Annotated in this window: 15 protein-coding genes and 2 pseudogenes; 4 read left to right on the forward strand and 13 right to left on the reverse strand. The window is 61.1% G+C overall.

Features of this window, described 5'->3' with window-relative positions; translation table 11 throughout:
- Window positions 1-166 precede the first annotated feature (166 nt).
- From C4J90_RS10905 to C4J90_RS10940, 8 genes are all read right to left on the reverse strand, one after another.
- Window positions 167-1,468: an autotransporter outer membrane beta-barrel domain-containing protein gene (locus C4J90_RS10905; RefSeq protein ID WP_124419748.1), complete on the reverse strand. Its 1,302-nt coding sequence runs from the start codon at window positions 1,466-1,468 to the stop codon at window positions 167-169.
- Window positions 1,469-1,516: 48 nt separating this feature from the next.
- Entirely contained in the window at window positions 1,517-2,263 is a 747-nt protein-coding gene (locus C4J90_RS10910; RefSeq protein WP_124419749.1) for a hypothetical protein, read from the reverse strand.
- Between the two features lie 37 nt (window positions 2,264-2,300).
- Window positions 2,301-2,981, reverse strand: a complete 681-nt coding sequence (locus tag C4J90_RS10915; RefSeq protein ID WP_124362391.1) for a C39 family peptidase — start codon at window positions 2,979-2,981, stop codon at window positions 2,301-2,303.
- Between the two features lie 61 nt (window positions 2,982-3,042).
- Window positions 3,043-3,780, reverse strand: a complete 738-nt coding sequence (locus tag C4J90_RS10920) for a hypothetical protein (RefSeq protein ID WP_124362392.1) — start codon at window positions 3,778-3,780, stop codon at window positions 3,043-3,045.
- Window positions 3,781-3,848: 68 nt separating this feature from the next.
- Window positions 3,849-4,397, reverse strand: coding sequence for an adhesin (locus tag C4J90_RS10925; RefSeq protein WP_124362393.1), 549 nt, complete (start codon window positions 4,395-4,397; stop codon window positions 3,849-3,851).
- Complete coding sequence (locus C4J90_RS10930; RefSeq protein WP_124362394.1) at window positions 4,397-4,846, reverse strand: hypothetical protein; 450 nt, start codon at window positions 4,844-4,846, stop codon at window positions 4,397-4,399. The genes C4J90_RS10925 and C4J90_RS10930 overlap by 1 nt, the downstream gene beginning before the upstream one ends.
- A 292-nt stretch (window positions 4,847-5,138) precedes the next feature.
- Window positions 5,139-6,134, reverse strand: coding sequence for a FecR family protein (locus C4J90_RS10935; RefSeq protein ID WP_124414407.1), 996 nt, complete (start codon window positions 6,132-6,134; stop codon window positions 5,139-5,141).
- A 130-nt stretch (window positions 6,135-6,264) separates the two neighbouring features.
- A complete protein-coding gene (locus tag C4J90_RS10940) occupies window positions 6,265-11,424 on the reverse strand; it encodes a dermonecrotic toxin domain-containing protein (protein WP_124419750.1) in 5,160 nt (1,719 codons plus the stop codon).
- A gap of 177 nt (window positions 11,425-11,601) precedes the next feature.
- On the opposite strand from C4J90_RS10940, the gene C4J90_RS10945 reads away from it, so the two are divergent.
- On the forward strand, window positions 11,602-12,639 hold the full coding sequence (locus C4J90_RS10945; protein ID WP_124419751.1) for an Ldh family oxidoreductase: 1,038 nt from the start codon (window positions 11,602-11,604) through the stop codon (window positions 12,637-12,639).
- Window positions 12,640-12,671: 32 nt separating this feature from the next.
- Here the strand turns inward: C4J90_RS10945 and C4J90_RS10950 are convergent, their stop codons facing one another.
- Window positions 12,672-12,992: a YqjD family protein gene (locus C4J90_RS10950; RefSeq protein ID WP_124362397.1), complete on the reverse strand. Its 321-nt coding sequence runs from the start codon at window positions 12,990-12,992 to the stop codon at window positions 12,672-12,674.
- Between the two features lie 162 nt (window positions 12,993-13,154).
- On the opposite strand from C4J90_RS10950, the gene C4J90_RS10955 reads away from it, so the two are divergent.
- Window positions 13,155-13,409: a hypothetical protein gene (locus tag C4J90_RS10955; RefSeq protein ID WP_003190904.1), complete on the forward strand. Its 255-nt coding sequence runs from the start codon at window positions 13,155-13,157 to the stop codon at window positions 13,407-13,409.
- On the opposite strand, the pseudogene C4J90_RS10960 reads toward C4J90_RS10955, so the two are convergent.
- Window positions 13,402-13,911: pseudogene (locus C4J90_RS10960) on the reverse strand (LysR substrate-binding domain-containing protein); the annotation flags it as partial. The gene C4J90_RS10955 and the pseudogene C4J90_RS10960 overlap by 8 nt on opposite strands.
- Before the next feature lies 1 nt (window position 13,912).
- On the opposite strand from C4J90_RS10960, the pseudogene C4J90_RS10965 reads away from it, so the two are divergent.
- Window positions 13,913-14,539, forward strand: a pseudogene (locus C4J90_RS10965) (carbon-nitrogen hydrolase family protein); the annotation flags it as partial.
- A 111-nt stretch (window positions 14,540-14,650) separates the two neighbouring features.
- Here C4J90_RS10965 and C4J90_RS10970 read toward each other — a convergent pair.
- The 3 genes from C4J90_RS10970 to C4J90_RS10980 are packed head-to-tail and all read right to left on the reverse strand — an operon-like array spanning window position 14,651 to window position 17,112.
- A complete protein-coding gene (locus C4J90_RS10970) occupies window positions 14,651-15,202 on the reverse strand; it encodes a GNAT family N-acetyltransferase (protein ID WP_124419752.1) in 552 nt (183 codons plus the stop codon).
- A 5-nt stretch (window positions 15,203-15,207) separates the two neighbouring features.
- Window positions 15,208-15,669, reverse strand: coding sequence for an LEA type 2 family protein (locus tag C4J90_RS10975; protein WP_124362399.1), 462 nt, complete (start codon window positions 15,667-15,669; stop codon window positions 15,208-15,210).
- Between the two features lie 12 nt (window positions 15,670-15,681).
- A complete protein-coding gene (locus tag C4J90_RS10980; RefSeq protein ID WP_124366648.1) occupies window positions 15,682-17,112 on the reverse strand; it encodes a nucleobase:cation symporter-2 family protein in 1,431 nt (476 codons plus the stop codon).
- Between the two features lie 232 nt (window positions 17,113-17,344).
- Here C4J90_RS10980 and C4J90_RS10985 point away from each other — a divergent pair, with 232 nt between their 5' ends.
- Window positions 17,345-18,970 carry a methyl-accepting chemotaxis protein gene (locus C4J90_RS10985; RefSeq protein WP_124419753.1) on the forward strand — a complete coding sequence of 542 codons (1,626 nt, stop codon included), beginning with the start codon at window positions 17,345-17,347 and terminating at the stop codon, window positions 18,968-18,970.
- Window positions 18,971-18,988: the final 18 nt, after the last annotated feature.

The raw sequence follows: 18,988 nt of genomic DNA on the forward strand, positions 1-18,988 counted from the left end.
CATCGGGAGCAAGCCCCCTCCCACAATGAATATTGGTTGTCCATGAAATAGCTGACGAAACCGAATCAAAATGTGGGAGGGGGCTTGCCCCCGATAGCGGTATGTCAGTTGACACAGCAGGTCACTGGCCCTGCACCATCAACATTTAACAGCGTTCGCCCCTCAATCAGAAGTAATACGGAAATTTCAGGCTGAAGGTAAAGTCCGGCGCATCATCGGTCATCCCGATCGCCAGGTTCGGCACGATGGTCAGGTTATCCGATGCGGCAATCGTCATGCCCACGTTGAAGTAGCCGGCGTTGGCATCGCTGGAGACCACCGACTGCCAGTCGCCCCCGTCGGGCTTGAGTTTGCTTTTGCGCTGTATCAGGTCTGATACCGAGAACGACATACTCATCTTCTCGTTAAGCGCAAAGGCTACGCCGACGCCGAGCTGGAAGCTGTCACCCAGGCGCACTTTGCCGCCGACCTTTTGATTGACCTCACTGCTGATGTCATCGAACGAGTCTTCGAAGTTGTGGGTGTACGACAGCGAACCGAACAGCACGGCAGGGTCGAAGGTCTTGACCAGGGAAATACCCGGCGTGATCGACCAGACGCCGTTGCCCGTCGGCAGGCTTTCCGGTATGTACAGGTTGTCGTTGTTGGGCTGCTTGACCAGTTTGATGCCAAACGGCTCTTTACCCGTCGGCGCCTTCACCCGTACCGATACCACCGCATCCGGCAAGGTGGGGGTTTCATCGAGGAATTTGTACGCCACGCCGAAGTTGACGTCGCCGATGGTCGGGTCGCGGGTGACAGAACCTTCCGAGGTGGCCGTGGCATCGTTGCCGGCGCCGCCGGACTGATAGGTCGAATCGCGGTAGACCACCGGCACGTTGAGGTCGAACTGCCAGCGATTGTCGACGTTGTAGCGCCCGGTCAGGTCCAGGGTCCAACTGTCGGATTTGATTCGGTCCAGGTTGATGTTGCCGAGGAAGATCGAATCCAGCGCGAGGAAGCCGTTGAGGGTCAGCTGGCGGGCGTCATAACGGGCATAGGTGATGCCGGTTTCGAGGCTGAACTTGCCATTGCCGAAAAAGCCGCTGGCCTCGTTGTAGAGGTTGCTCACGCTTTGCGCGGGGGCGGAGTCGTCCTTGAGTGACTGGCCGTAGGAGCTGCCGCCACCGCCGGCACCACCCGATGCCGCAGCCGCGCCCGTGCCGGCGACGGTGGTAGCGCCTTTCTTGAAGTCGGCGGGGGATTTGGCCAGGCGCCTGGGCGCTGGCGTCTGCGGTTGATCTTCCACCTGGCGCACGCGCTGTTCCAGCACGGCCAGGGCCTTTTGCTGCACGTCGTAGCGTTGCTTGAGTTCCAGGAGTTCCCGCTTGAGGGTTTCGATATCGGCATCCGGTGCGGCGTACAGCACGGAGGCGGGCAAGAGCGTACTTAAACAGATCACCGCGCGGAGCGATATCGATCTATGCATGAAATAAGCCGTCCTTTTTGATGCGTAAGTGTCGAGGGTCAGCGTAGTTCAATAACCGAGCGTGCGTAGGCCTTTGAGTTGATCCAGGTTGCAGTTCAACGCGCCGTTGTTCAAACCGTTATTGTTCATCACGACGTTGAGTTGGGTCATGTTGTTGACCAAGTTGCTATTGCCGGTCAGAACCGTCCCTTGCAGCACATTCCCGCCGCCGATCTGCTGCAGGCTGTTGCCTTGGTTGTGGTTGGCCTGGATCGCCATCTGCAAGCCGCCATGGTTGGCCGACACGCTGACATGACCTGCCGGGCTGTCGCCGCTGACGGTGCCGCCGGCCACCAATACCTGCCCGGACTGCACAATGTTGGCAGGGGCAAAGCCGTCCTGGGTGACGTTGATGCCCACCGTGTTGTGGGCGGTGTTGCCATCGCCAGCGGTGCGCACGCTCTGGATCACACCCTGGCCACTGCCAAGGCCCGCGCCGCCGACCACATTGCCGGCGCCGATGTCCTGGTTGCTCCCAGCCCCCGCCGCGCCGGTGGTTTGTACGTAGAACTGCGGGGTGATGGTGGCCTTGTCGAGCTGCAGGCTGGCCTTGCCGGTGATGCTGTCGCCCACCGCATTGGTCCAGGTGCTGCTCATGACAATGCCGAAGCTGATGATTCGCCCCGGCATCACATAGCGGCCGCGCAGCTCGGCCATTTCCGAATCCTTGAGTTCGATCGGTTTGAAACCCGATGAAGCATAAGCGGGCATCGAGGCTGCCAGACACAAAACCGTCAGCCAACGGGAAGTGTTCATCTTTTGCTCCTGGAGCGTCCTGCTCCTTATTGCGCTTCTAGAAGAAGTCGCTCTGGATAAAACCGAAATCCATCAGCTCGGCGTCGCCTACGGGCCGGAACTCGTTCAACTGGTTCTTGGCGGTCAGCGGCGCAGGCGGGTCGAGCAACACGTTGCTCTTGTCGTAGCCTTCGCCCAATACAGCGAACACGATGCCATTCCAACCCTTGACGAAGTCATCCCGCGAATAGCGCTTATGGCCCAGCACCGGGTCGCCGATATACACCCAGTCCTTATCGGCCCGCTGCATCACCACGAAGTGCTTGTAGCCACGAATTTCCAGCAACACCACCACCGGGATTTTCACGGTTATCAGGGTGTCTGGCGCGATCTTGTAGCCCCGGGCACGCATGCCGATGCTCTCGAGGTAGCGCTTCATGTCCAGCATGGAAAAACCCTGGGTACGCACCAGGTCCTGATCGGCAGTGAGCAGCATGCCTTTGATGAGGTGATCTTCGTCGACGTCCAGCCAATAGGCCTGGCGCAGGATGGTGGCGAGTGCCGCGGCACCGCAGCTGAAATCGGTTTTCTGTTCCACCAGGTTGGCGAACCGGCGTTCACGGATGCTCTCGACCTTCTTGAAAATCACCGCACCGCCAGGCATGGCGGAGATCGCCATGGTGCCTGCCCACGCGGGGCCGGTGAGTAACATCAGGAGGGTGAGGGTCGCGAGGCGCATGATCGAATGACCTGTTGGACACTGGAATAAAAAGGGGCCTTGTTGCCAAGGCCCCGTTGGATCAGAAGCGCACGCCACTGGCGCAGACGCTGCAACCTTGGCCGATCGACAGGCTGTTGCTGCCTTGGTTGCCGGCGCCGGATTGCAGGTTCACACCCACGTTGCCGGAGTTGCGGTTAACCGAATTGTCGAGGCTGGCATTGTTGGACACGTATTGCGGTTTGCCATAGCCATGACTGCTGGTGGCGCTATTGAGGTAGCTGTTGTTGAGCGAGTTCTGCTCGGTGTTGGAAGCCGCTGCGATGTTCTTGCCGTCAGCGGTGGTGATCGCCAGGTTGTTTTTACCCTGGTTGCCTTGCCCGGCCTGGCCGTTGTAACCCACGTTACCGGAGTTGCCGTTGACCGAGCTATCCAGTGAAGCGTTGTTTTGCGTGCCTTTGTTGACGAAATTGTTGTTGCTGCTGCCTTGATCCACATCGATCACCGCGAACACCGTGGCAAAGTCGCCTTTGGCACTGGAGATGGCACCGGCGTTGTCAGCCTGGTTGCCGGAACCCGACTGCACGTTCACGCCCACGTTACCGCTGTTGCCGGTGACCGAACCGTCGGCAGAGGCGTTGTTTTCGGTGTTGGTGTCGTCGAATTTGTTGTGCTGGCTTTTTTGCACATCAGTGACCACAGCGGCAACAGTACCGCTAGGTTGAGGCGCCGGATGCCAGCCACCCCCTGCTTGAGCGGCGGCAGCCATGAGCGCGGCGAGAGCGAAAACCAATGGTTTCAGAGCCATTTGAGGTTTCATGGTGTTTCTCCTTGCTTCTAATTAGTTGGGTTAAGTGTTGGTACGGTCCAGCCAGTGCTACCAAGCGTTCACTTGATAGTGATACCCAGGGTGTTAGCCACTCGGTTCCCCACCCCGGCACTCTGGTTCACCTGAATCACTCCTCGGCTGCCGGTGAAGGCCTGGTCGCTGGTCACGACCTGGCGGCTGCCAGTGGTGGGGGTGAGCCCTGAGTCGGTCAACTGCGTCGTGTTCTGTTGCAACAGGACGCTGTCATCGATGCTTTGCGGGCCAGGATTGAGACTGATCCGCACGGCATTGATCGATTGGTTATTGGCCCCGGCCGACTGGTTGATGCCCAGCACGCCGTTGCCGTTGCTGAAAGAGGTGCCCAGGATCGCCGCCTTGGCGTTCAAGGACGGGTCGACGTTGCCGTCGAGTTTCTGGATGTTGAGGTTGGTGGCCTGGCCGCCGAGGACAATGGCGCGGCTGTTGGACATCTGTTGCTGGTTACCGGCCGCCTGGTTGATCGACAGCACGCCTTCGTACTGGTTACCGCTGCCTTGGATCACGGCGGTGTTGTCGGCCATCGTCGACGCGCTGCCCAGCAGCGCCACCATCAGCACGAGGCGCTTCATCACTTGCCCCCCATCATGCTGCCGAGGTTATTCAAGGGGGCCATGCCGCGCTGGATCGAATCACTGATCTGCCCACCCATGCCGCTGCCCGCGCCGTGGCCGGCGGCTGCGCCGGTGCTCAGGGTCGACATGCCGTTTTGCGTGGCGTTCAAGCCCGCCTGATTACCGCTGGGCTGGAGGGAACGCGCAAGGCTCGAACCGCTGCGAATACCGCCGATGTCCACATCGCTGAGTTCGCCGGAAATGGCGCTGTTCACTTCTTTGCTGGGGTTGGCGTTGGCGGTGCTGGGGTAGGGGTCGGGAAGCGAGGTGCGCCCGTACATATGACCTTGCACGGTGCGCCCTGTCACGATCACGCCATCACCCGCCTGGCTCGGCAGGCTGATGCCAGCGCTGAGCACGCAACTGATCAGCAGTGCGTTTATCGAGGCATGAGTGAGTGCGTTCACGGCGGCAGTCCTTGTTATTCACGCTGACCCTAAACAGCGCTGTCAGGGAAAGAGCAGAAGGCGTGCCGCTTTTTATTTTTCTTCAGGATTCAGTGTGTTGCGAGTTGCGCTGGAGGATTGATCGGCTAGGGTGTTTCACGCGTGAGACAGTCGCCCTGCGGCGCGATATGCTCCGCCGCTCGCGCCAGTTGTATCACTGATGAAACAGTGCCCATGACAAAACCATGAATCCGCAGCCACTGGGCGATTCAGCGCAGTTGGGTGTTTCAAAAATGGACAGGTAGCCGCAGGCTCAGCCTTTGGGCGTTTTACGCGGAATGGAGTTGAGTACAGGGTTGCCATCCTGGTTCTGGGTCAGGTAGACCGGCAGCACCTTGGGCAGGGAAGGGATGAGGTTGTTGACCTCACTGAGGTTATAGATACCGCCAATGCGAATGGTCCCGGTGCCCGCGTCCGCCAGCATCGCGGGTTTGTCCAGGTAGCGGTTGATCAGCGGCAGGGCGTCGGCCAGGGCCAGGTTATCGAGCACCAGCTTGCCCGTGCGCCACGCCAGCGCGCTGTCATTGGAGTTGAAGGCCTGAACCTCGGGCGTGGTGTCGCCCTGATGATAGCTGGCCTGCATGCCAGGGCTCAGTTGCACGCCGGGGTGCAGGTTGTCACTGGAGATCTGTACGGAGCCTTCGAGCAGCATCACCCGGACCTTGTCTTCGTATTTCCAGACGTTGAACTGAGTCCCGGTCACCCGCACCTGGCCTTCCCCTGCGCGCACGATGAAGGGGTGGGCGCTGTCATGGCTGACCTTGAAAAACGCTTCACCCTTTTTCAGCGTAACGCGCCGCTGGTCCTTGTATTGGCTGTAGACCAGTTCAGTGCCCAGGTTCAACTCCACCTGGCTGCCATCGCCGAGGGTAATGTTGCGCAAACCGTTGACCGCTTCGAAACGCTTATAGGAACTGGGCAACCAGCCGGCTTCCCAGCCAGTGAACGCGGCCAGGGGTAGCGCGGCGAGGCAAATCGCGGCTGCGACCGCGTAGGTGCGCCAGCGCGAACGTGGCTTGAACGGTAGCACCAGGGGCGGCGCCGGGCTGCGGGGCAGGTGGTCGGCCACTTCCCAGATTTCCAGCATGGCGGCGTATTCGAAAGCATGCAGCGGGTGCGCATCGTGCCATTGGGTAAAGGCTTGGCGCTCCGCCGCCGTGCAGTCGCCCGCATGCATGCGCATGCACCAATGCGCGGCCGCGTCGGTGATGGCGTCATACTCGGCTTCTGAAATCGGCTTGTCGGTCATTTACGCATCCTGATTTGGGCCATTCTAACCTCCCAGGCAGGACCGCGAGAACCGCCATCGTGGCAAATGCGCATCAATGAGAATGAATCTCTCTGAAGCGCATTGCGCTCGGGTCGGGGGTGGTGGCTTGTCAGGCCCCCGGATCCAACTCCCGGCCCAGATGGCTGATCAGGTAGGCGACCGAGTCGGCGTTGGTCAGGATCGTGTCGATGCGCTTGTTGGCGTCGCTCATGAAGATGGACCGGGCATCGGCCAGGGTTCGGGCACCGGTGGTTTTCAAGACCTTGTCCTTGAGGGGGCCAGTACCCTCTTCGCTGTCAAAGTCGTTCCATTGCTGGGTGAACTCGTCCAGGGTCTTGAACAACCGCATGGCCGGCGTCATGACCGACAGGGCGGTTTCACGCAGTTGGGTCAGGTCGGTCTTCATCAGAGCGCCGCCCTGGATCTGCACATTGATCAGGTCCGGGAACGGCCGCATGCTGTCGAGGTAAACCAAGTCTTCGGTCAAGGATCTCAGGTGCGTTATCTCGTGGATCAACACGGTCGCCCGCGCATGGGCCGAAATGTCGAACGGCAGAGTCAATCGATTTTGATAGGCGTCCATTTTGGGATCGAAGAACCGATCCAGCAGGTAGATTTTCTTGTCCGCGTCATCGGGCAGTACAAAGGCAAAGGTATCGATTTCGCCAGGGTGGTGGGTACCGCTGACGAACCGCATCGAGTCGGGGTTGATCAGTGTGGGGTTGACCAATTCGTTGAGTACCTCGTCGACCCTGGTTTCGATTCTTCGCACTTGCTCGGCCGAAAGCGCGAAGACGCCGAACATTTCCGTGAAAAAACGCCCGAGGCGGCTGTTGGGATCGCGCAGGGCTCCAAAATTTACGAGGTTGCGTTTGCACGTCACCGCGTAGTACGTCGCCACGTTAAGTGCTTCGTTGATGCACTGCGCCTTCCAACTGGAAAGCGCGGCAATAGCCGTCATACCCACTGCCTCGATATTGATGGATTGGCGCTCGGCCGCGCGGGTGAATGACCTGTGGATATATTTGGAGAGGGTCTTGCCGTAAAGCGGGTGGTGCAGGTTTAGGTCCAGCACCCATTCGCCACGGGCATTGCGCTGCACGTAGGGGCCGTGCTGGTCGCCCACGCTCATGCGCCAGTGCTGACCGGCTTTCTTCACTGGATAGACCTTGCCGGCCACCGGAATGAAATGGCGGTTTTTGGCCTCATCCTCGTAAACGTGGGTCAAAGGGCTCTGTTTCAAGTCCTCAAGATTGACCCGCGTGTCTTCGTACACGCGCAGGCGGGTACGCAGAGGCGCGGTCATATCCAGGGTGGCCAGGGTCATTGCCGGTGGCGCAGGGGTGGCAAGCCATTCTTCCACGGTGGTGGAGGGCGGGGGCGTCGCCGTGTCGGGCAACAGCCCGTCCAGTTTCTTGCGCAAGGTGGCCATTTCGGCAACGCCTGCAATAAACGTTTTTAGCGCGTGTTGCCAGCGGTGTTGCTGCAGGTCTTCGGCCGAGCCCTTGAACAGCTCGAAGCTGCGCCAGACCACCAGTGGATACGCCAATTTGCCGGCTATGAATTGGAGAGCATTGGGGATGCCCTCGCTCAGCAGGTTCTTGACCGCCTCCCACTGCGCCTCGGCGCCCCGGCTGAATTGGCAGGCAAGCATCTGGGACAACTGAGTGAGGTTGTCGGCGAACAGGCGTGTCAGCAGGTTGCCGGAGATGGGCGTATAGCCGAGACGAATGTCCGATAAATCGCGAAGCGTTTGCTGACCCAGCAGGTTGCGATAGGTCGCCTGATGAGGAGCTTGCAGACGACTGAGCAGCCAATCCTGCAACGCCCCAGGGCTGGTGAATTCAGTGAGCAGGGCCGATTCGCTGGGGTACTCCTTGAGCAGATGCCTGGGGCTGTAGGGCGCATACAGCAGCGTGGGGCCAGTAGCGCCAGCCTCGGGACCGATCAGGTAGCAGCCCAGGACGTTGGCTGCGGTGGCGCCCGCTGTAGCGATCAGCTCGAGGGGGCGTACGACCGCTGTCACCCCGTCAATCATGGCGCGGGCCAGGGCATCGGGCATGTCGAAGACCTGCTGGACCACGCTCCACGCCGCGGCCGACAGCTGTTCATCGAGCCTCTGTTGATGGGCGTACTGCAGCATTTGCCACGGCAACTGCCGACAGAACAGGTCACGGCGCTTGAGGGCGTCATTGCTCTGGCCGCCCAGATGGGCGGTCAGGTGCGCCTGATACAACCCGTTGAGGTCCAATTGGCGCACCAGTTGCACCACGGCGCTGCCGTCCAGCGCAGGCGGCAGTGGTTGGGCGGTACGCGAAGAGGGGCGGATGTCTTCGGCGCGCAGCTCGGGCCAGTGGCGCATGGCAAAGTCCGTCAGGGTCTGGGTATGCCCCTTGAGGTCGGTGCGCAGGGTGATCAGCACATTGTCCGGATTCACCACCTGGCCCGGAAAACGCAGTGTGAGCAGGTCGTAAAGCCTCAGCGCCGCCTGCACGCGCATCGGCATGATGCCGTGAAGGTAGTCACGCTGCTGCGGCGCGCTGAGGCGGTATTGTTCCAGCAGCTCGGCATGCAGGATCTGTTCGTGAGGGGGCGCCAAGCCCAGCCACACCGGCAGCCCTTGCTGGTGGAGCATCGCTTGGGCGACAGCGATGCCGCGATGCAGGCCCGATGGCGGCGCGCGTCGCATCAGGGCGTCCAGCCAGTTCTGCAGCGCCTGTGGGTTCAAGTTCATCAGTAGCACATGCTCGATTTCGGCACGCATGAGTTGGTTGTAACTGCCCAGGCGGTTGTTCAGCAGGTGATCATCGATACGTTGCAGGGGGCCGAGCCTGTAGGTTTGATGGGGCTTGCGCAGGGAGATGGGCAAGTTTTCCAACAACAGCAGCCTTAGCGTGGGATCGGCCAGGCGTTGCGTCAGGGCATTGAGCAGAGTGGCGATCGACGCAAAGGCCTCATAGCCATCGCGGGGCGACCACAGCACAGCAATGCCGGAATGGACCGGGTCGAGTCCGCCCCGTTCGCTCAAGACAAAGCAGCTTGCCAGGAGCGCGGGCGCGATATTGGCGCCGACGTAGAGGCTCAGGCCGAAGGCGTCCGGGATGAAACCGTTGAGGCCGTGGCGCTTCAGGCGCGTCATGCTGTCGCCCGTGAGTACGCTGTCCAGCAGCGCCAGTGCGGGGGCCGGGAGGTTTTTTTCCAACTGGCGCAGTTGCATTTCACCGCTCAGCCCCTGCAGCAGGCCACGGCTCAGGGGGGGCCGCTCATTGTCCAGGAACACGCCGGGCAGTGCAGGCAGATCATGTTGCGCAAAGGTCGTGAGGACCCGCTCGATCACTTGATTGAAGAGGGGCACCGTCAGGCTGTTCAGCTTGTCAGCGGCGCCCGCAACGCGCTTGCCGTAAAACCCCGCCAGGGGCGATGGCGACAGTGCTTGCGTCTGCCTGGCCAGGCGTGCGATCAGATGTTCGACCATACTTGCCGAGGTCAGGGGTGTACGCCGTTCACGCGCTTGAGGCGACGTGGCGTAGGTATTGATGAACACCCCTTCGGCTTGCACTTCCAGATGGTTGCTCTTCAACTGCGCGTCCAGCGCTTGCGCCGCCAGGCTGTGCAGGGTCGGATGCTTGCTGAGCCTGAGTGCGAGCGCCGTCTGCACGGCCTCCAGCCGCTGTAAATGTTGCCTGGTCTGTTGCGCCTTGACGGTGGTGGGGCCGCCGTCGCCGCCAGTGACGGGGTGCATGCTCCAGCGCCCATCGACCGATAACGCGAGCAAACGGCTGTCAAGCATAAACCGGATATCCAGGGCGCTGTCGAGCCGCGCTCCCAGGTCGATGGTGCCGCCGCTGCGTCGGAAAAGCCTCAGCGCATGCTCCATGTTGTCGAATTGTTTGATGATAATGTCCTCGACCATTTCCTGAAACAGGTCGTCGGCCACAGGCAGGCCGGTGACCTGTATCTGATCCATGCCGATAAATACATTCTGTTCATCCACGGTTAGAAAGTTGAGCAACTCATCTTCATGGCCGCGAGCCTTGAGCATCGCCAACAGGGTGGCGTGGAGGTCGTCCAGGTCCTTCAGCACCTGCAGGCCACGGGTCTGGGTATACAGGTAAGCGTCGGCGTTGCTGATCATCAGGGTGCTGGCCAGTTCAACCTGATGTTGATAGAGCGCGTGAACACGCACTTTCTCTATGCGCATTGGGCGGGCCGAGGCGACGCGCACCGCCCGGGTCGGTAGCAGCAGCGCCCGCAGCGCAAGGCTTTGCTCGGTGGAAAGGATGGAACTCTGGTGCTTGAACAGCAGGTCCGCACGGAATTTGTCGCTGATGACCCGGGCAAAAAACGCCAAGCGAGACTGACCGCTGACGGCGTCTTCGTTCCAGTAGGTTTGCAACAGACTGCCCAGCAGTTTCGACAGGATGCCGCTGGTTTGCGCGACGACATTGTCCCAGCGCTGCACGTCCTGGTCCTGTTGCGCCTGGGTAAAGGCGCTGGTGTCATGACGCGGGTTCACGTAACGGTGCGTTTGCTCGGCAGGCCAACCCTGCCTGGCATAAAACTGCAGCAACGCCTCGCGCAGGGGGAGGGAGGCGACCCAGCGGCTGTCCGATTCCGTGCCGGCCTGGCTAAAGAAATTAACCCGCGTGTCGCCTTGGTTCAGGCCCGGAAAGGCGGTGCGGGCCATAATGCCGAGCAGCGTGTCGAGCATGTCGTACAGGTTGGGCAATTGGCGCAATTGGTCGAGCATCGCCTCGACGTTGCTGTGCTGGTTGTCCAGGATCACCTGTTGCTGGTGTTCCATGACCGCGCCAGGGATGACCGTGCTGGTCAGCATCAACGGCGCATCGGCCGGTAACGAATTACGCTGGCTGATCGACAGAAACCGCAGCAGCTCCGTGCGCTGGCTGGGCTGTTTCAAGCGCTCCTGCACTTCGGTGAGCAGAGCAGCATGGCTGTCGAACAGCTCCATTCCGCCATAGGGCGTGTACAGCACTGCTTTATGGGTGTCTGGCGCCGGGCTCAGCACAAACGCGCCGGCCAGGGGGATCTTGGGGGCGCCGATGAGGTTGATCTGCAAGCTTTCCGCCAGCATGGGGTCTTTGAGCTTGGTGTCTCGTCGAGCGGCATCGTTGGCGTAGTAAAGCGTGTGCAGCCAATCGAGTTCCTTCACCGTGAATCCCAGCTCACGCTCGCGATCAGTTGGGGTATTGCGTTTGACGGGGCGCAGGAACTCTTCAAAAAAATAAGGTGGATCCAGGGTTGGCATGGCGTGCTGTCCATCAGGTCAGGGTCAAAGCCCACACTAGCGACGGGGCGAGCGCCGGTGGCGGTAGATAACTGGGTAAACCGTTCAAGTGCACATTGACAGCAGGCATGGGCAGCGTTGTTTAATCGGCGGTCTGGATTCTTGTTGCCTCTACCAATTATAAAATCGGAGCTACAGATGTCTGCCCAGTCCCCGGTAGTTGATCGTGCCAGCGCGTTCATCGGTTTCACTGAGCTGGTGGCCTTGCTGCAAACAGTGTTTGTAAAGCACGGCACTTCGCCCGAGGTCGCGGCGATTCTGGCGAACAATTGCGCCAGCGCCGAGCGCGACGGTGCCCATAGTCACGGCATCTTTCGCATGCCCGGCTACCTCAGCACGCTCGCCAGCGGCTGGGTGAACGGCCAGGCGCTGCCGGTGGTGACGGACGTCGCCAGCGGTTTCGTGCGGGTAGACGCCTGTAATGGGTTTGCCCAACCCGCCCTGGCTGCCGCTCGGCCATTGCTGGTGGCCAAGGCCCGCAGCGCCGGGATCGCGTTGCTGGCGATCCACAACTCCCACCATTTCGCCGCGCTGTGGCCGGACGTTGAGCCTTTTGCCGACGAGGGCCTGGTGGCCTTGAGCGTGGTCAACAGCATGACCTGCGTGGTGCCCCACGGCGCCGACCGCCCGTTGTTCGGCACCAACCCCATTGCCTTTGCCGCGCCGCGCGCCGACGGCCCGCCGATCGTGTTCGACCTGGCCACCAGCGCCATCGCCCATGGCGACGTGCAGATCGCTGCGCGCAAGGGCGAACGCTTGCCTCCGGGCATGGGCGTGGACAGCCTGGGCCAGCCAACCCAGGATCCTCAAGCCATTCTGGAAGGCGGCGCGCTGTTGCCGTTTGGCGGGCACAAGGGCTCGGCGCTGTCGATGATGGTCGAGTTGCTGGCGGCCGCGTTAACAGGCGGTCATTTTTCGTTCGAATTCAGTTGGGCTGATCATCCGGGGGCGCGTACACCGTGGACAGGCCAGCTGCTGATCGTGATCGACCCGAGCAAGACCGCCGGGCAAAGCTTTGCTGTGCGCAGCCAGGAACTGGTGCGGCAGATGCATGCGGCGGGGTTGCGGCGCTTGCCGGGCGATCGGCGGCATCGCGCACGGGCGAAGTCGCAGGAAACGGGGATTGAACTTGAGGTACAGGACCTGCAGCAGCTGCAAGCGTTGGCTGCGGTTTGAAGGGGCTGCGCCCTGGGCGCAGCCCATACTTATCAGTGACGGCGACCGAGCAGCAGGCCTACCACCAGGCCAAAGCCTGCGGAAATCGCCACGGTCTGCCAGGGGTGACCACCGATATAAGTCTCGGTGGCATCGACTACCGGCTTGCTGCGCTCACGGACGTTGGACACTGAGTCCAAGGCTTGCTTGAGTTTGATGGCGACCTGCTCGCGCAGGGTTTCGCCTTCCTCACCCACCAGTGATGCACTGCTCTTGAGCAGTTTGTCGGATTCTTCAATCAGCGAAGTCAGTTCGCTGAAGGCTTGATCCTTGATTTGATCTTCGACGGATTGAGCGGCGGTTTTGCGGGCCATGTGTGACTCCTTGCAAGTGTAGGTGACAGTGAACAATGGAGTATCGGGCGCTGGCAAAAGTTGCAGTTATTTTGCGGGCTGCCCATTTGCGGCAAAATCGAAATCGGGTCTTTTCGACCTACAGTGTAAGATGTCACCTATTTGTGCAGCAGGTAATTCAACATGAGCTTCAATCTCGCCAACAAGACCCTCGCCGAACGCGCCGAGCTGGAAGATGAAAAGTCCCGTCTCTACGACCTGTGGCAAACCAACCTGGGCAAGGCCAAGGGCGAAGCCGCGCGCTTGTTCGGCGAGCGCGCCAAGCGCAAGGGCAAATGGGCTGAGTGGGTGCGTGCGGAACTGGATGGCATGTCGCCGCCGGAGTTTTCCAATATGGTGCGCAGCGAAGTCAACAAGCTGATGGCGGCGGCTAAATAAAGCACGCCTCGATCGCTTCGCGAACCTTCAACAGCAAGGGGTCGAGCTGGGCCTGGGTGCGCCAGCCCAGCTCGACCGGATAACGGGGCAATGCCAGTGGGCAGGGCAGTACGCGCAAGCCGGTCAGGCGAGCGATGGCCTCGGCGGCATGCCCAGGTATCGTTGCCACCGCCGCGCTGCCCTTGAGCAGAAACGCCAAGGCGGCAAAGTGGCTGGTGGACGCGCACACCTGGCGGCTCAAGCCGTGCGCCGCCAAGCCTTCATCGGTAATGCCGATAAACCCACCCGACGACACAAGCACATGTTCGCGCGCGACGAACTCCGCCAGGTCGAGCTGTTGCTGGCCGGGCGCCAGGCTGTCCGGATCCACCAGGCAGCGATAGTCACCTTCCCCGAGCACTTGCCGACTCAGGCGCCGCTCGGCAAACCCGCCGGCGGTGATCGCCAGGTCCAGGCTGCGGTCGAGCAGGGCGTCGGCGACGATCTGGCTGTGGGTCTGGCGGGTAGTCGGTGTGATCGAGCGCAGTGGCAGCACCTTGTATTGCACCGTGTTGTATTTTGAGCCCATGGGCGGGCTTGTGGCCAAGCACCGCAAGCTGATGCCCACCGGCACCGAACGGCTGATCTGGGGCAAGGGCGACGGCTCGACGTTACCGGTGATCGACACCGCAGTCGGGCGGATTGGCGGCGCGGTGTGCTGGGAAAACATGATGCCGCTGCTGCGCACCGCGATGTACGCCAAGGGTGTACAGGTGTGGTGCGCGCCGACCGTGGATGAACGCGAGATGTGGCAAGTAAGCATGCGCCACGTGGCTCATGAAGGGCGTTGCTTTGTGGTGAGCGCCTGCCAGGTACAGGCATCGCCCGCGGCGTTGGGCGTGGAGGTCGCCAACTGGCCGGCGGATCGACCGTTGATTGCCGGAGGCAGCGTGATTGTCGGGCCGATGGGAGACATTCTGGCCGGGCCGCTGGTGGGTGAGGCGGGCCTGCTGACAGCGCGGATCGATACCGATGAGTTGGTGCGGGCCAGGTATGACTATGACGTGGTGGGGCATTATGCCCGGCCGGATATATTCGAATTGGTGGTCGATGAGCGCGCCAGGCCGGGTGTGCGCTATATCACTGACTAAACGCGATTAAAAATGTGGGAGGGGGCTTGCCCCCGATGGCGGTGGTTCAGTCACCTGCCCCAGTGACTGACAGGCTGCTATCGGGAGCAAGCCCCCTCCCACATTTGATCTTTATCGTTTGAGAGATTTGGATTCCAACCACTCTTCACGGCTCATTTCCCAAATGTCCCGTGGGAAAGTGCCTGCAACAAATTCGCCCTCATCCGTCTTGATCAAACGCATGCCGGTGCGCTCTGAAATCCGCCGTGACCCCAAGTTCGGCGCAGCCTTGGGCACCCGTAACACGGGGCGCTGGAGCACGCCAAACCAATAGTCGGTCACGGCGGCACTGGCTTCGGGCATCAACCCTTGCCGATGCCACTGCGGTCCCAGCCAGAATCCGCGATTGTTGTCCGCTTCATCCATCAGGCTGACATTGCCAATCAACTGTTCAGGCGCGGTTTTAAGACGGATCGACCAGTGCCATTCCTCACCCCGGAGCATGGCGGGCAGGGCCACGTGTTGCAGATAGGTGCGTGCGCCATCCGCCGGATAAGGCCATGGCACCTGCGCGTTGAGGTAGCGCACCACCTCCCAGTGGGGAAATTGCTGCTGGATCGCCTCGGCATCTTCAAGCACCAGCGGGCGCAGAATCAGGCGTTCGGTGAAGAGTGTCGGTTGCATGCCCTTCACCAGGTCGCCGTATTCGGTAAATCCAAGGTGCCCCGCTCGACAAAGCGCATCGTCCCGAACAGTCCACCCGCCAGTTTGCCGCGCAGTACATAGGGCAGGTTATTCAAGCTCTGGGTCTGGCTCAGGCCCAGGGTCTGGCGCAATACGGTGAACGCCGAAACGCTGACCGGCACCATCAGCACGGCTTCGGAGAATCGCGGGATGCTGCCGGCCTGGTCGCTGACGCCCGAGGCCAATGGGCGGCCGTTGACCTCCAGGTCCAGGGCCACGCCGTTGTAGTCGATTGGCGTTTCATTGGGGTTCTGCACCCGCAGCTTCACGGCGAAGCGTACTTCCAGGTCCTGGCTTTGCAGGGGTTCGATGCCGACCACGTTGATGTTGACCGGATCGCGATGGGGGAACAGCGCGCAGGCGCTCAAGGTCAGTAGCAACAGCGATAGAACCATGAGCTTGCGCATACAAAGGTGCTCCTAGTGTTTGGTGACGTCCGGGTCCTGCATGACCTTGAGGGTAGAGGACTCCGGATCGAATTCGTCTTCTTGCAGCTCTATGAACTCTTCCGGCAGGAAAATGTTCAGCAAGATTGCACAGAACGCCCCCACGGTGATCGGTGATTCGAAAATGTTGTGCAGCGCCTTGGGCAGGTCGCGCAGCACTTCCGGCACGGCGGCCACGCCCAGGCCCATCCCCAGGGAAATCGCCACGATCAGCACATTGCGTCGGTGCAGCCCGGCTTCGGCGAGGATCTTGATGCCGGCCACGGCCACGGTGCCGAACATGATCAGGGTCGCGCCGCCCAGCACCGGCTTGGGCATCAATTGCAGCACCGCGCCGATCATCGGGAACAGACCCAGCAGCACCAGCAGGCCGGCGATGAAGTACGCCACGTAGCGGCTGGCAACGCCGGTCAGTTGGATCACGCCGTTGTTCTGGGCGAACGTTACCATCGGCAGGCTGTTGAAGGTGGCCGCCATGGCCGAGTTGAGCCCATCGGCCAACAGGCCGGATTTGATGCGCTTGATGTACAGCGGGCCCTTGACCGGCTGCTGGGAAATCATCGAGTTGGCCGTCAGATCCCCGGCGGCCTCCAGCGGCGAAATCAGGAAGATCACCGCCACCGGGATAAACGCCACCCAGTCGAACGAAAACCCGTACTTGAACGGCACCGGCACGCTGATCAAGGGCACCTGGGGCAGGGCGGTCATGTCCACCCGGCCCAGCCACCACGCCACCACAAAGCCCAGGGTCAGGCCGATCACGATCGAGCCCAGGCGCAGGAACGGGTTGTCGAAGCGATTGAGCACCACGATGGTCAGCAGCACCAGCGCCGCCAGGCCCATGTTACTGGCGGCGCCCAAGTCGCCCGCACCAAAGCCGCCGGCCATGTCGGTCACCGCGACCTTGATCAGCGACAAGCCCATCAAGGTGATGATGGTGCCGGTGACCACCGGGGTAATCAGCTTGCGCAGCTTGCCGATGAACTGACTGAGCACCACTTCGATGAAGGCTGCAAAAAAACAGATGCCAAAGATCGTCGAAAGAATCTCATCAGTGCCGCCGCCGCGGGCCTTGACCATGAAGCCGGCACTCAGGATCACGCTGATAAAGGAAAAACTGGTGCCTTGCAGGCATAACAGCCCGGAGCCGATGGGGCCGAAGGTACGTGCCTGCACGAAGGTGCCGAGCCCCGAGACAAACAGCGCCATGCTCACCAGATAAGGCACTTCGCTTTCCAGGCCAAGCACGCCACCGACGATCAGGGTCGGCGTGATAATGCCGACGAAGCTCGCCAGCACATGCTGCAAGGCGGCAAATATCGCCGCCGTGAAGTGCGGACGGTCTTCCAGGCCGTAGATCAGGTCGGATTTATAGCGCGGGCGGGGGGCTTGAGCGTCAGACAAAATGAGGGCTCGGGTCAGAAAAGGGAGGCGCAGGATGCCAGAAACGGCCAGTCGTCAGAAGTGTAATAAATTATTTATAAAGCGCCTGCATAAAACGTCGACATCAGCCGATACCCCGTATAGGCCCACCTATCCATTACACCAGGGGTGGCCAAGGTCTGGGTAGCGCGTTGGCGCTGACGGATCGATTCGCGGCAGGCCGCTGGCGAACATCACTTCTGAGAGCCCCCTTATGTCCCTGCGTCATCTGAATATCGCCCCTCGCGCATTTCTCGGGTTTGCCTTCATTGCAGTCCTGGTGGTCATTTTGGGGGTATTTGCGGTCAACCGCATGACCCTGATGCGCCAGGCTTCGCTGGACATGAGCACCAATCAGCTGCCCAGTGTGACGTACCTGGGGCATATGACGGAAAACGTGTTGCGCATGCGCATCCTGTCCTTTCGCGTGCTGGTCAACCGTGAGCCGGCGGCCCTGCAAGAAGCCGAAGCCCGCATCGGCGTGTTGGTGGACAAAGCCAGGGTCGCGCAGACCCATTACGCCGCGTTGCCGGCAGGTGCCGAGGAGGCGGTGTTGTATAAGGCATTCGCCACTACCTTGGACAACTACGTCAAGGCCCAGGCCGACATGATTGCCCTGTCCAGGCAAGACAAGGTCGATGAAATGCGCGCCCTGATCAACAGCCGTATCAAGGAAGGCACCGACCAGATGGGCGAGCAGTTGAACAAACTGATCGCCCTCAACGCCGCCGGCGCCAAGGCTGCCGATTCCCAGGCAGAGCACAGTTACGAAGGCGCCATTACCGGCGTCATCGTGGTGTCGGTCGCCGCTGCGTTGCTGACGGTGTTGCTGGCCTGGCTGCTGACCCGCAGCATCGTCACGCCGTTGCGCAAGGCCGTGCAAGCGGCTGAAAGCATCGCCGGCGGCAACCTGACGACAACCATCGAGGACGACGGCAAGGACGAACCGGCGCGCCTGATCAGTGCCTTGTCGACCATGCAGGCCAACCTGCGCCAGACCATCCAGCACATTGCAGGCTCGGCCACGCAGCTTGGGTCGGCTGCCGAAGAACTGAGCGCAGTCACCGAAGAAGCCTCCCGTGGCTTGCAACAGCAGAACAATGAAATCGACCAGGCGGCCACGGCGGTCAATGAGATGACTGCAGCCGTGGAAGAGGTGGCGCGCAATGCGGTGTCCACCTCCGAAGCGTCCGGCCAGTCCAACCAGGCGGCGCGGGAAGGGCGCGACCGGGTGGTGGAGACGGTCGGGGCAATCCAGACCATGACCCAGGATGTGCAGAACACGGCGGCGATGATCGAAGGGCTGGCAGCGCAAGGGCGTGACATCGGTAAGGTACTGGACGTGATCCGTGCGATTGCCGAGCAGACCAACCTGTTGGCGCTCAACGCCGCGATCGAAGCGGCGCGTGCCGGTGAAGCCGGGCGTGGCTTCGCGGTGGTGGCCGACGAAGTGCGGGCGCTGGCCCATCGCACCGCGCAGTCCACCCAGGAAATCGAGAAAATGGTCGCTGGCATCCAGAACGGCACCGGTGAAGCCGTGCAATCCATGCAGCAGAGCAACCAGCGCACCCAACACACCCTGGAACTGGCCCGCGCCGCTGGCGTTGCGCTGGAGCAGATCACCCAGTCGATCAGCCTGATCAACGAACGCAACCTGGTGATCGCCAGCGCCTCGGAAGAGCAGGCTCAGGTGTCGCGCGAAGTGGACCGCAATCTGGTGAATATCCGTGACCTGGCGACGCAGTCGGCAGCGGGCGCCAACCAGACCAGCGCGGCCAGCCATGAGCTGTCGCGGTTGGCGGTGGATTTGAATGGAATGGTGGCCAAGTTCGTTATCTAGAAGCTGAAATGCAATCCA

This window comes from Pseudomonas sp. R2-60-08W (assembly GCF_003852335.1).
Lineage (GTDB): Bacteria > Pseudomonadota > Gammaproteobacteria > Pseudomonadales > Pseudomonadaceae > Aquipseudomonas.